We start from the raw sequence: 13,005 nt of genomic DNA on the forward strand, positions 1-13,005 counted from the left end.
CAGGTAGCGTCGTGGCGTCCCGGGTTCCGGGCCGATGTAGCCGACCAGCTGGAGCAGCTCTCATGAAGCACGCCGCCGTCAAGCCTTCGTCCGTCGCCAGGTCCGCGGCCACCCGCGTCGTGGCGACGATCGCGCTCGCCACCGCTGCGACCGCCGTCGCCAGCCCGGCGATGGCGCACGAGGGCCGCGGGCACGACGGGCCGGACGGGCACTCCGCGGGCTATGACCGTGGGCACGACCGCGGGAACGAGCGTGGGCACGACCGCGGCCGGGAGGCCCAGGCCCCGCGCTCGTACCAGCCGGCCAGCTACACGGAGCCCGACTACGACGTGCCGCAGTACGGCGGCTCGAAGGACAGCCGGTCCGAGGACGGCGACTGCGGCCGTGGCGCGACGCCCCAGGGCAACCAGCGCGACTGGACCGACGAGGACCGCGACAGGGTCCGCGAGGCCGTCCAGGAGTTCGTGGAGGAGGCGAACGAGTCCGCCGCCGAGGAGCAGCCGCAGGTCGTCACCGAGGTCGAGCAGACCGCCACGCCCGCCGAGAAGCCCGCGGTCGTCGAGGCCGAGGCCCCCGCGAAGGTCGTCACCCCCGTGCAGGTCGAGGCGTCGGAGCCGCCGGCGGCCGTCCAGGCGCCGGGTCAGCAGTGGGAGGGCCCGACCGAGGCGGACACCGCCGGGGCCGAGCTCACCGCCTACGTGCCGAGCGAGGACACCTCCGTCACGACAGCGCAGCAGTCCGGCTCGCTCACCGAGGCCACGCTGGACGCTCCCGTCCGGCTCGCCACGACCGGCGCCGAGGCCACGGCCCTGACGTCGGCGGCGGGCGCCCTGGTCCTCGGCGGCGCCGCCTCGCTCCTGGTCGCCCGCCGCAGCCGCATCCGCGCCTGACCCGACACCGGCGTCCGACCGGGCGCCTCGCCGGGACCGTCCGCCCCTAGCCGGGGAAGGGCTGCCAGCCCGGTGCGTCCGTACCCCACGGGTGCGCGGGGTGCGGGTAGTCGTCGTACCCCGGGAGCACCGGCCGCGCGGTGGTGACGCCCGCGTGCGTCACCGACCCGCTGCCCGACGGCGTCGCGGCGGCCGGGTGCACCGGGTCGCGTCCCGGCAGGTCCAGGAGCCAGGCGGCGGTGCGCGCGAGCGACACCGCGACGTCGCGGCCGGGTCCGTCGTCGTCCCGGAGCGTGAGGGCGTCCACGACGCCCGCCGCGAGCAGGTACCCCGAGGCATGGTCGAGCGCCTGGGCGGGCAGTGCGCCGGGCGCCCCGTCGCGGCCCTCCAGCAGCGCGATGCCGCTGGCCGCCTGCACGATCGAGTCGAAGCCGCGGCGGTCGGCCCACGGCCCGGCGTCGCCCCAGGCGGACACCCGCCCGGTCACCGCGCCGGCCGGCACCCGGAGGCCGAACGCCTCGATCGCGCCGGGGCGGTACCCGGTCACGAGCACGTCGGCGGCGTCGAGCAGGTCCTGGGCCGTGCGGCGGTCGCGGGTGTCCCGGAGGTCAAGGACGGCGCTGCGCTTGCCCTGCCCCGTGTCGAGGTGCTGCCAGCCGATCTCGGCGGGTTCCGGCGGGTCCACCCGCAGCACGTCCGCGCCCAGCAGCGCGAGCGTCCGCGTGGCGACCGGTCCGGCGATGACCCGGGTCAGGTCGAGCACCCGGACCCCGGCCAGCGGCGCCGCGCCCGGCGGTGCCGCGTCGAGCCCGGGGCGTGGCGCGTCCCGTCGCGAGCCCGCCGGGCGGTCTCCCGTTCCGGTCGCGGGTTCGCGCGCCTGGGTCCGCACCAGCGGGCCGGACGCCGCGGCGCGCCCCGGCGCGGATCCCCGCCACTCCTGCTCGGTCCGGACGCGCGCGACGATCGCGCCGGCGTCGGCGGCCCGGTCTTCCAGGTCCTGCGCCGAGAACTCGGCGAGCCGTTCGGCGAAGGCGGGCCGGCCGACGTCGTCGGGCAGCCCGACGAGCGCCGTCAGGCGGGAGCGGTGGTGCGGGTAGTTCGCGTGCGTGCGGACCCAGCCGTCGGCCGTGGCGAAGAAGCCGGAGAGCGGGGCGAACCCCTGCACCGGCTGCCCGTCGACGGTGAGGACACGGTCGGACGCGAAGCCGGCGGCGACCCGGGCGGGGTCGAGCGGGTCCGGGTCGAGCGGGTCCGGGTCGGGCAGGGCCGGGTCGCCCGCGCCCGCCCGGCGGCCCGCTCGTGCGGCCGCGCGCTGCACGGCGCGGACGGCGTCCAGCGCGAGGTCGAGCACGGGCAGGTGGGCGGCGAGCCAGGGTTCCACGGTTCCATCATGGTCCCGTCCGACGGGCTGCCCCGAAACATCACCGGCCCGACAGATCTGCGACCATGCGCGCGGATACACTCGCCGCATGGCCAAGAACCCCTCCTCCGACTTCGTGCTCCGGCCCTTCGAAGGTCTCCCCGGGGAGACCGACTGGGTGGCGATGCGCGAGATCGTCCCGTCGGCGACCGCGACCGCTCGGACCACCGCCGAGTACGGCTCCCGCGACGTCACGGTCGTGACCCTCCTGCCCGGTGCGTGGACCGCGCTGCACCGTGCCGACGGCACGCTCCTGCTCGCGGTGCAGGGCATCGTCGGGTCGGGCGACGTGAGCCGTGACCTCGCCGCCGCCCTGCTGGAGGCGATGGAGCTGGAGCCGGGTACGGCCGTGGAGTCGGGCGAGCTGCCGGGCGAGGGCCCGCGGCTGCAGGACGTGCTCGACCTGAGCGTGCCGTTCGAGGTCACCGTGCACGACACGTTCGACTACTGGCTCGACCCGAGCGCCGACGTGACGCCGGAGCTCAAGCAGAACCTGGAGGACGCGGCCGACGGCGCGATCCCGACCGTCAAGGTGTCCTCGGTCGAGTCCGCCTACTGGTGCAGCATGTCCCGTGAGTTCCTCCGCTGGGCGCGTCCCGAGGCGGAGGACGACGTCATCGACGCGATCTCCCGCCTCCACGCAAAGCGTGAGTCAGGGCTCGCGGGTGGAAGGTTCGTGGGAGCGTTTCGTGCGTCGGGCCTGGTCGTCCCGGTCTGGGAGCTGCCGAAGGGCACCGAGGCCGCGGACCTGGAGGGTCCCGTCGCCGAGCTCGGCGAGAAGCTCGCGAAAGCACTTTCCATCAAGGAGCCGCTTGATGCGAACGAGCGACGCGCAAGAGCAGGTATCGTCTCTCGCCAGGTCACCCTGCGCTAGTCCGGACGCCCCGGCCGGTCGCGCGCGAGCGGCCCGGAACGCGTCGGCAGTCACCGCGGATCGCCACGAGCGGCCCAGGTTTCGGCAACTAGCGGACCAAGGGAGTAGGATTCCAGGGGTAAACCTTTGCACTCACCAAGCAAAGGGCTATCCGAACACCCACCAAGGCAAATCGACGCTTCAGGCAGGACAGGTGTGAACGCTCTCCCGGTCGCGAAGACCACGCGTCCCGGCAATGCACAGGCAGGCAAGAACGTCCAACGGGTGGCGGCCATCATTCCCGCCAAGGACGAGGCCGAACGCATCGCCGCCACCGTGCGCTCTGCGCGTGCGATCCCCCACGTCGACCTCGTGCTCGTGGTCGACGACGGCTCCGAGGACGACACGCAGCACGTGGCGCGCGCCGCGGGCGCCGTCGTCGTGCGCCACTCCCACAACCGCGGCAAGGCCGCCGCGATGGAGACCGGTGCGGCGGTGGTGGCGATGCGCGACGCCGACGGTCGACCCCCGCGCCTCCTCATGTTCATCGACGGTGACCTCGGCGACACGGCCGTGAACACCGCACCCCTCGTGCGCCCGGTCCGTGAGGGCGTCGCCGACCTCGCGATCGCGCTGCTGCCCAAGCAGGCCGGCGCCGGTGGCCGGGGCGTCGTCGTCGGCGCGTCCCGCCGGGCGATCGAGGCCATGACCGGCTGGAGCCCGTCGCAGCCGCTGTCCGGCATGCGGTGCCTCACCCGCGAGGCGTTCGAGGCGGCCACGCCGCTCGCCCGCGGCTGGGGCGTCGAGACCGGCATGACCATCGACCTGCTGCGCAAGGGGTACGTCGCCGTCGAGGTGCCGTGCGACCTCAAGCACCGGGCCTCCGCCAACGACCTCAAGGGTCAGATCCACCGGGCGGCCCAGTACCGCGACGTCCTGCTGGCCGTGAACGCGCGCAAGATGCGCGGCGCGGTGGACGCCGTGCGGCACGCGGGGTCGAACGTCCGCAGCTGATCGACCTTCAGGCCGGACCCGTACCCTGACCCCATGGAGTGGCAGGTCTGGCTCGGCATCATCGCGATCGTCATCGGGGTACTGGCACTCGCCGTCGCCGTCGGCGCATGGTCGCAGCAGGCCTGGATGCGTCGCCGGGACGGGCGGCGCGCGGTGCCGCAGAGCGTGCAGGCGGCCCGGCAGATCGCGGTGGTCGTGAACCCGTCCAAGCTGCACGCGAGCGGGCTGCGCGCCCGCGTGCGGGCGCACTGTGCGGCGAACGGGCTCCCGGAGCCGCTCTGGTACGAGACCACCATCGAGGATCCCGGCAAGGGACAGGCCCGGCAGGCGCTGGACGACGGCGCGGACATCGTGATCGCGGCCGGCGGCGACGGCACGGTGCGCGCCGTGGCCGAGACCATGGTCGGCTCGGACAAGCCGATGGGCGTGCTGCCGGTGGGCACGGGCAACCTCCTGGCGCGCAACCTCGAGCTGCCGCTGACCAGCATGGACGAGGCCCTCGACGTGATCCTGGCCGGGCGCACGCGCGCCATCGACGTCGGCTGGCTGCGGGTCGTGGAGTTCGCGGACACCCCGCGCAACGACGAGCACCCCAACCAGCCGGACCACGAGCCCGACACGGACCGCGAGCACATCTTCCTGGTCATCGCCGGCCTCGGTTTCGACGCCGCGATGGTCGCCACCGCCGACTCCAACCTGAAGAAGAAGGTGGGCTGGGTGGCCTACTTCGTGGCGGGGCTGTCCCACATGCAGGCCCGCCGGATGCGCGCCACCCTGCAGCTCGACGACGACCCGCCGGTGGACGCCCGCGCCCGCTCGATCATGGTCGGCAACTGCGGCATGCTGCCGGGCGGCGTCACCCTGCTGCCCGACGCCGTGCTCGACGACGGGGTGCTCGACGTGGCCGCCGTCGACGTGCGCGGCGGGGTGCTCGGCTGGGCCCAGCTCACGCTCGAGATCGCCATGCAGGGGGTGGGGGTGCGGAACGAGCTGCCGGAGAAGCTCGGCCGCATCGACCACACCAAGGCCCGCCGGGCGCGCATCCGGGTGCCCGCGGGCGAGGAGGCCCAGGTCGACGGGGATCCCCTCGGCCGGGCCGTCGAGGTCGACGTGCGCGTCGAGGCGGGCGCGCTCCTGGTCCGGGCCCCGTGACTCCCGCGGCCATCTACCCTGGGCGGGTGAATCCCCGCTCCACACGGGCACTGACCGTGCCCGCGGCCCTCGTCGTGCTCGTCGCGGCCCTGCTGGGCCTGATCGGCCCGACGACCGCGTCGGCGGCCCCGTGGTCCGTGCCCGCGGCCGGGTCGACGGCGGTGACCGGGACCGGGACCGCGGACGCCGTCGGGTCCGCGGCCGCAGGCTCCACGCAGGCCGCGGAGCCTCCACCGGCCGCCCCCGTGGTGGTGGTCGGTGTGGCCGGCCTCCGGTGGACGGACGTCTCCCGGAGCACGACGCCGAACCTGTGGCACATGATCGGCGGCGGCTCCGTCGCGTCGATCAACGTGCGGACCGCGGCGCCCGCGACGTGCCCGCTGGACGCGTGGCTCACGCTCTCGGCGGGGAGCCGGACGGTCTCGGCCGGCAGCGCCGAGCGCGCCGACCAGCCGGACCCCGAGGGCGAGGAGCGCGAGGCCCGCGGGGCGACGTCGTGCACGCCGGTGCCCGAACCCGCGACCGGGTCCGCGCAGGGCTCCGGCGACGCGGAGCCGACGCGCGCCACGGTCGACGACTGGGCGCAGCTCCCGCAGAAGGACGAGGACGAGGAGGAGGTCGCCGAGCCCGCCGAGCGCGAGAAGGCGCCCGCCCCCGGCCTCCTCGGCGAGATGCTGGACGAGGCGGGTGCGTGCTCGACGGCGGTCGGGCCGGGCGCCGCCGTCATGCTCGCCCGTGAGGACGGGACCGTGGGCCGGTACGTCCCCTCGCTGGACGCCTTGACCCCGGACGGCGCCGAGGGCTCGGCGAGCACCTTCGGTGCCCGTGGCCCGGCCTGGGACGCCGCCCTCACGGACTGCCCCGTGACCGTGATCGACGCCGGGAGCCTGCCCGAGGGTCCGGAGCGCGCCAAGGCCCTGGAGACCCTGGACGGCACGCTCGGCAGCCTGACCCGGAGCCTGCCCGCCGGCACGCGCGTGCTCGTGGCGGGCGTCGCGGACACACCGCTCACGCAGCAGGGGCTCCAGGTCGTCGTGGACTGGTTGGTGGACGTCCCCCGGGTGCGTTGGCTGACGTCGGACGCGTCGCGCAGCACCGGGTTCGTGCAGCTCACCGACCTCACGGCCACCGCGGCCGAGGCCGCCGGTGCCCTCCCGGACCCCGAGGCCGAGGAGACCGAGGACGCCGAGCCGGACCCGGCGCTCGAGGAGCCCTCGATCGACGGCTCGCCGATCGAGGTGGGCGAGCCGCGGCGGACCACGGTCGCCCGCACGGTCGAGAACCGGCAGTACATCAACGTCCTGGCCGACACCATCCCCGCGCAGGTGCCCGCTTTCGCCGGCGTGATCGTCCTGTTCCTGCTGATCGCCGTGCTGGTCCTGGTGCTGCCGCGCCGCGCCGCGCGTCCGCGGCGGGAGCCCGGGCCGTACCGGCAGCGGCTGGCCCTGAGCGCCGTGCTGCTCGCGGTGTCGGCGCCGGCGGCGGCGAGCCTGGCGACGCTCTCCCGGTGGTGGGTGTGGCCCGCGCCGGAGTTCGGCCTGGCGCTGTCGCTGACGGCCGCCGCGGTCGCCGTCGCGCTCACCGTGCGCGGCGTCTCGCGCCTGCTCCCCGCGGCCCCGTGGCGCAACGCCGTCGCGGCGGCCGGGATCACCTGGCTGGTCTTCACGATCGACGGGGTCACCGGCTTCACGCTGCTGCAGGGCTCCCTGCTGGGCCCGTCGCTCGCCACCGCGGACCGCTTCTACGGGTTCTCGGACGTGGCCTTCGTGATCTACGCGGTGTCCGGGCTCGTCCTCGCGGGCGGGCTCGCGGCCTACGCGGCGCGTCGTCGCACGGCGACGAGTGCCGGCTCGGTGCTCGGTGACGGCGCCCGCGCCCGCGAGACGCAGCGCCCCACCCGGCCGGTGTGGCTCGGGGTGGCGGCCGTGACCGCCGTCGCGGTCGTGACCGTCGGCGTGGACGCCGCGCCGTACTTCGGGGACCGCCTGCGCGGGCTCGCGCTGTTCGTGCCGTTCGCCCTGGTCGCGCTGCTCGCGGCGCGTCCGGACCTGGTGACCCGGTTCCTCGGCGCCCGCGGCTGGCTCCCGTCCGGCCGGCACACCGAGCCGGTCCGCCGCGTGCCGTCCGCCGTGCTGGGCCTGTCCGGCGCGCTGCTGCTCAGCCTGCTCTTCGCGGCGGCCGTGCTGCCCGTGCCCGGCGCCGAGGCCGCAGGCGAGGAGTCAGGCTCGCTGAGCAGCGCCGAGCCCGTGGTGCCGCCCGGCGAGAACGTGGTCGTGATCGGCACGCAGGGCCTGCGCTGGACCGACGTCCAGCCGTCCCTCGACACCGGTACGGCCCCCGCGCCCACCCTCTACGGCATGCTCACCGACGGCGCGGACGCCGCGGGCCTGACCCTGCCCAACGGGCGCGCGGCGCGCTGCCCGGACAGCGGGTGGCTCAGCCTGTCGGCGGGGCGCCTGGCCGAGGTCGCCGACGAGCGCGACGCCGACCGGCACTGGATCTGCGACGAGATCACCGTGACGCCGGTGGCGGACGACACGGCGGACGGCGGGGCGGGCGAGAACGGCGCGGACGCCGCCGGCGAGGACACGGCCGACGCCGCCTCGGCCGGTGCCGGGACCGCGGGAGGCGACCGCCCCGCCGTCGTCGACCAGTGGGACCGGCTGACCGCGCTGCAGCGCGGCTCCGGCTACGCCGCCCACCCCGGCACGTTCGGGGACGCCCTCGCCGACGAGTGCACGACGGCCGTCGGGCCGGGCGCGGCGGTCGCGCTCGCCGAGCGGGACGGCAGCGTCGGGCGGTACTTCGACCTCGACGCGGCGCTGGCCGCGGAGTCGGGCGCCTGGGACTGCCCCGTCACGTTCGTGGACGCGGGCTCCGCGCTGCTGGACGTCGCCGAGCGGGCGGACCTGGAGAAGCAGCCCGACGGCGCCGAGCGGGTCGAGGAGCTCCGCGCCGACCTCGTCGCCGCCGTCGACCTCGCGGTGTGGCGCGTGCTGGACGCCGCCCCCGCGGACGCGACCGTGCTCGTGATCGACGTCGCCACCACGCCGGAGCACGCGCTCGAGCTGGGGCCGGCGCTGGTGCGCCCGTCGGCCAACTACGACGGGCTGCCGCGCTACCTGGCCAGCACGGCGACCCGCACCGAGGGCGTGGCGCGCCTGATGGACGTCCCGGCGGCGGTGCTCGACGCCGTCGGCGTGGACCTGCCCGCCGACATCGACCCGACGCCGCTGCTGCGCGCCGGGGAGCGCCCCGCCTCGGCCTGGCTCACCGCCGACGAGCTCGCGGACATGACGGCGCGCGACCACGTGCGCCGCGACGCGTACATCTGGCTCGTCGACGTGCCGTTCTGGCTGGGCCTCGCCCTGGCGGCGGCCTGCTGGTGGGTGCCGCGGCGGGTCGCGTTCGTGCCGGGCGGGCTGCGGCGCGCCGCGGTCGTCTCCGCCACGGCGCTGACGGCGCTGCCGGCGGGCGGCTTCCTCGTCTCCCTCACCGGCTGGTGGCGGTTCGACCTGCCCGTGCTCGCGATCGTGGGCGCCACCCTGCTCGTGACGGCGGCCGTGACCGGGCTGAGCCTGCTCGCCCCACGACGGCCCCTGTGGGCGGCCCCCGCCGTGGTCGCGGGCATCACGTTCGTCGCGCTCACGCTGGACGCCCTGTTCGGCACACCGCTGAACCGGGCGGCACCGCTCGGCTCCGCCCCGACGTTCGGTGCGCGGTTCTACGGCTTCGGCAACCCGACGTTCTCCGTGTACGCGGTGGCGGCGATCGTGCTCGCGGCCGCGCTGGCGCAGCTCCTCGTGTCACGCGGCAGACGGGTCCTGGCCACCCTGGCCGTCAGCGTCGTGGGCGTGATCGCGATGGCGGTCGACGTCTGGCCCACCCTCGGGGCGGATCTCGGCGGCGGTCTGGTGCTCGTCCCGGCGTTCGTGGTGGTCGCCACCGCCGCGTCCGGGCTGCGCCTCACCCTCTGGCGCTTCACCTGGGTCGCGGCGGCCGGCGTCGGCGTGGTGGCCCTCGTGGGTGTCCTGGACTGGCTCCGCCCGCCCGAGTCCCGCTCGCACCTCGGCCGGTTCGTGGCCCAGGTGGTCGACGGAGAGGCGGTCTCCACCGTGCTGCGCAAGGCGCTGTACGCGCTGAACTCGATCACGGGCGGGCCGGCGGTCTGGGCCACCGTGGTGATCCTGGTGCTGGTCGGCCTCGCGCTCTTCGGACCGGCGACATGGCGGGAACGCCTGACGCCCGCATGGTTCACGCGCGCGGGGCGGAGCTGGGAGTTCCTGCGCCCCGCGCTGGTCGCGATGTGGGTGATGGCGGTCCTGGGCTCGCTGGTCAACGACTTCGGACTGCGGATCGCGATGATCGCGCTCATCCCTGCCGTGCCGCTGCTCACGATGGTCGCGCTGAGGACGAATTCAGAGCGACAGCCCCGTTAGGCTCGTCCCCGTGATCGATCTCCGACTTCTGCGCGACAACCCCGACGTCGTCCGCGCGAGCCAGGTGGCCCGCGGTGACGACCCCGACCTCGTGGACGCGGCGCTCGACGCCGACGCGCGCCGCCGCTCCTCTCTGACCGAGTTCGAGAACCTGCGCGCGGAGCAGAAGTCCCTGGGCAAGCAGGTGGCGCAGGCGCAGGGCGACGAGAAGCAGGCGCTGCTGGCCCGCACCAAGCAGCTCGCGCAGGACGTCAAGCAGCACCAGGCCACCGCGGCCGAGGCCGAGCAGGAGCTCGACCGGGTGCTGTACTCGATCGCCAACGTGATCGAGGGCGCGCCCGCGGGCGGCGAGGAGGACTTCATCGAGCTCAAGCAGGTCGGTACCCGCCGTGACTTCGCGGCCGAGGGCTTCGAGCCCAAGGACCACCTGGAGCTCGGGGAGGGCCTGCGCGCGATCGACACCAAGCGCGGCGCCAAGGTGTCCGGGGCGCGGTTCTACTTCCTCACCGGCATCGGCGCGCGGCTCGAGCTGGCGCTGCTCAACATGGCGATGGACCAGGCCGTGGAGCAGGGCTTCACGCCCATGATCACGCCCACCCTCGTCAAGCCCGAGACCATGCAGGGCACGGGCTTCCTTGGCGCGCACGCCGACGAGATCTACCGCCTGGAGAAGGACGACCTCTACCTGGTCGGCACCTCCGAGGTGGCGCTCGCGGGCTACCACAGCGACGAGATCGTGGACCTGTCCGACGGACCGATGCGGTACGCGGGCTGGAGCGCCTGCTACCGCCGCGAGGCCGGCTCGGCGGGCCGCGACACGCGCGGCATCATCCGCGTGCACCAGTTCCACAAGGTCGAGATGTTCAGCTACTGCGCCCCCGAGGACGCCGAGGCCGAGCACCAGCGGCTGCTGGGCTGGGAAGAGGCCATGATGGCCAAGGTCGAGCTGCCCTACCGCGTGATCGACACGGCTGCGGGCGACCTGGGCTCGTCGGCGGCCCGTAAGTTCGACTGCGAGGCGTGGCTGCCCACGCAGGAGCGCTGGCTGGAGCTCACCTCGACGTCGAACTGCACCACGTTCCAGGCCCGCCGCCTGGGCGTCCGCGAGCGGACCGAGGACGGCTCGACCCGGAACGTCGCGACCCTGAACGGCACGCTCGGCACCACGCGCTGGATCGTCGCCATCCTGGAGAACCACCAGCAGGCCGACGGCTCGGTCCACGTCCCGGAGGGCCTGCGCCCCTACCTGGGCGGCCTGGAGGTCCTGGAGCCCGTGAAGTAACCGGGCCGGGCCCCTGGGATCGGCAGCATGTCAGGTGATCGGCAGCACGAGCTGCCGATCACCTGACATTCCGCCGATCACGGTCCATCGGTCTGCTGCCGTTCACCGGCGGGTGGGTAGGCTTCCAACGTGCCTCCTGCGACCGATCGAAAGCTCATCGCCCTCGACATCGACGGGACCCTCGTCACGTACGACGAGGTGCTGTCCGACGCGGCACGCGAGGCGGTCGCCGCCGTCCGTGCCGCCGGGCACCACGTGGTGCTGGCGTCCGGACGCTCGCTCATCGCGATGACGCCCGTCGCGGCGGACCTCAAGATCGAGGACGAGTGGATCGTCGCCTCGAACGGTGCCGTCACGGCACGCATCGACGCGTCCGCGCCGATGGGCTACACCCTGGAGCGCGTCGAGACGTTCGACCCCGAACCGGTGCTGCGCATGCTCAAGGTCGAGCTGCCGCACGCACGCTACGCGGTCGAGGATGTCGGCGTAGGCTTCCGGATGACCGAGCTCTTTCCCGAGGGCGAGCTCAACGGGGAGCACCGCGTGGTGGACTTCGAGGAGCTCTGGGCCGGTGACGTCACGCGCGTCGTCGTCCGCAGCCCCGGGGAGACGAGCGCGGAGTTCCACGAGATCGCAGCGCGTCTCGGCTTCGACGACGTCACGTACGCCGTCGGCTGGTCCGCGTGGATGGACATCGCACCGCAGGGCGTGACCAAGGCGTCGGCCCTGGAAGTGGTACGCAAGGAGCTCGGCGTGGCGGCGGAGAACACCGTCGCCGTGGGTGACGGCAGCAACGACATCGACATGCTGCGGTGGGCCGGACGGGGCGTGGCGATGGGGCACGCGACCGAGCCGGTGCAGGCGGCGGCCGATGCCGTGACCGGTTCGATCGACGACGACGGCGTGGTGGACGTGCTCCGCTCGCTGCTCTGAGTCGGGCAGGATCTCGCAAGCGTCGACACGGGTGAAAGTTATCCGTGCAAAGGTATGGATCACAGGGCGAATGCCTGTACATTTGGGCGCGATCCGTCGAAGGGTGACGGCGCTCACGGTGCCATGGGGGTACGTGATGATCCTGGACGACCAATCGGTGTCCATGCGAGTGCGCAACGACGCGCCTCACCTGGTCGCCCTCGACATCGACGGGACCCTGTTGGTCACCGGGCAGCCCGTGCCCGGGCCGACGGTTCTGGCCGTGCAGCTCGTGCGTGGCCGGAAGCATCACGTGGTCCTGGCGTCGGGACGGTCGTTGACGGGGATCCTGCCCGTGGCCAAGGAGCTCGGCATCACCGACGGCTGGGTGGTCGCCTCCAACGGGGCGGTCACGGCGCGGCTCTGCGCCACGTGCACCAACGGTTACATGCTCGAGGACGTCCTGACGTTCGACGTCGGTCCCGTGGTCCGGATGGCACTGAGCCGGTTCCCCGACGTGCAGATCGGCGTCGAGGAGATCGGCATCGGCTACCGCGTGAACCGGCTGTTCGAGCCGCACGAGGTCAACGGCGCCCAGCGTGTGGTCGGCATCGACGAGCTGGGCATGATGCCCGCCTCGCGCGCGATCCTGCGGGGGCCGAACGTGCTGGACCTGCTGGAACCGCTGCGCCGGCACGGCGTGACCGCCACGGAGGCCGGGCCCGACTGGATCGACGTGACCCCGCGGCACCTGAGCAAGGCGACGTCGCTGGAGAACATCCGCTCCACGCTCGGCGTCCCGCGGCACAACACGCTCGCCGTCGGCGACGGCCTGAACGACATCGAGATGCTGAGCTGGGCCGCCCGCGCCGTCGCGATGGGCCACGCTCCTGCCGCCGTGAAGGCGATCGCGAACGAGACCGTGGGCGACATCTCGCAGCACGGCGTGATCCAGGCGCTCAAGACCCTGATCTAGCGCCGTGTCAGACGCTCAGGACACTCCGGTGACCTGAGCGCCTGACACGTGGGCTCGTCAGCGCGCG

9 protein-coding genes are annotated in these 13,005 nt (G+C 74.2%); 8 read left to right on the forward strand and 1 reads right to left on the reverse strand.

The window, feature by feature from the left end; all coding sequences use genetic code 11:
• Positions 1 to 62 precede the first annotated feature (62 nt).
• Entirely contained in the window at positions 63 to 890 is an 828-nt protein-coding gene (locus QRN56_RS05685; RefSeq protein ID WP_285101816.1) for a hypothetical protein, read from the forward strand.
• A 46-nt stretch (positions 891 to 936) separates the two neighbouring features.
• Here the strand turns inward: QRN56_RS05685 and QRN56_RS05690 are convergent, their stop codons facing one another.
• Positions 937 to 2,271: a CoA transferase gene (locus tag QRN56_RS05690; RefSeq protein ID WP_285101817.1), complete on the reverse strand. Its 1,335-nt coding sequence runs from the start codon at positions 2,269 to 2,271 to the stop codon at positions 937 to 939.
• 88 nt (positions 2,272 to 2,359) lie between these two features.
• Between QRN56_RS05690 and QRN56_RS05695 the strand changes: the two genes are divergently transcribed.
• From QRN56_RS05695 to QRN56_RS05725, 7 genes are all read left to right on the forward strand, one after another.
• The gene (locus QRN56_RS05695) at positions 2,360 to 3,184 is read left to right on the forward strand and encodes a DUF5926 family protein (RefSeq protein WP_285101818.1); all 825 of its coding nucleotides are present in this window, start codon (positions 2,360 to 2,362) and stop codon (positions 3,182 to 3,184) included.
• 264 nt (positions 3,185 to 3,448) lie between these two features.
• Complete coding sequence (locus QRN56_RS05700) at positions 3,449 to 4,177, forward strand: glycosyltransferase family 2 protein (RefSeq protein ID WP_020015660.1); 729 nt, start codon at positions 3,449 to 3,451, stop codon at positions 4,175 to 4,177.
• 33 nt (positions 4,178 to 4,210) lie between these two features.
• The gene (locus QRN56_RS05705; protein WP_285101819.1) at positions 4,211 to 5,329 is read left to right on the forward strand and encodes a diacylglycerol/lipid kinase family protein; all 1,119 of its coding nucleotides are present in this window, start codon (positions 4,211 to 4,213) and stop codon (positions 5,327 to 5,329) included.
• 26 nt (positions 5,330 to 5,355) lie between these two features.
• Positions 5,356 to 9,768: a hypothetical protein gene (locus QRN56_RS05710; protein WP_285101820.1), complete on the forward strand. Its 4,413-nt coding sequence runs from the start codon at positions 5,356 to 5,358 to the stop codon at positions 9,766 to 9,768.
• A 10-nt stretch (positions 9,769 to 9,778) separates the two neighbouring features.
• On the forward strand, positions 9,779 to 11,050 hold the full coding sequence (gene serS / locus QRN56_RS05715; RefSeq protein ID WP_285101821.1) for a serine--tRNA ligase: 1,272 nt from the start codon (positions 9,779 to 9,781) through the stop codon (positions 11,048 to 11,050).
• A 129-nt stretch (positions 11,051 to 11,179) separates the two neighbouring features.
• On the forward strand, positions 11,180 to 11,983 hold the full coding sequence (locus tag QRN56_RS05720; RefSeq protein WP_285101822.1) for an HAD family hydrolase: 804 nt from the start codon (positions 11,180 to 11,182) through the stop codon (positions 11,981 to 11,983).
• A gap of 163 nt (positions 11,984 to 12,146) precedes the next feature.
• The gene (locus QRN56_RS05725; RefSeq protein ID WP_285101927.1) at positions 12,147 to 12,938 is read left to right on the forward strand and encodes an HAD family hydrolase; all 792 of its coding nucleotides are present in this window, start codon (positions 12,147 to 12,149) and stop codon (positions 12,936 to 12,938) included.
• Positions 12,939 to 13,005: the final 67 nt, after the last annotated feature.

It is taken from the genome of Promicromonospora sp. MEB111 (genome assembly GCF_030209445.1).
In the GTDB taxonomy this organism is placed as follows: Bacteria; Actinomycetota; Actinomycetes; order Actinomycetales; family Cellulomonadaceae; genus Promicromonospora.

Coding starts and splice junctions, on each gene's coding strand:
- QRN56_RS05695 (WP_285101818.1), top strand. CDS start 2,360: ATGGCCAAGAACCCCTCCTCCGACTTCGTGCTCCGGCCCTTCGAAGGT.
- QRN56_RS05705 (WP_285101819.1), top strand. CDS start 4,211: ATGGAGTGGCAGGTCTGGCTCGGCATCATCGCGATCGTCATCGGGGTA.
- QRN56_RS05725 (WP_285101927.1), top strand. CDS start 12,147: ATGCGAGTGCGCAACGACGCGCCTCACCTGGTCGCCCTCGACATCGAC.
- QRN56_RS05685 (WP_285101816.1), top strand. CDS start 63: ATGAAGCACGCCGCCGTCAAGCCTTCGTCCGTCGCCAGGTCCGCGGCC.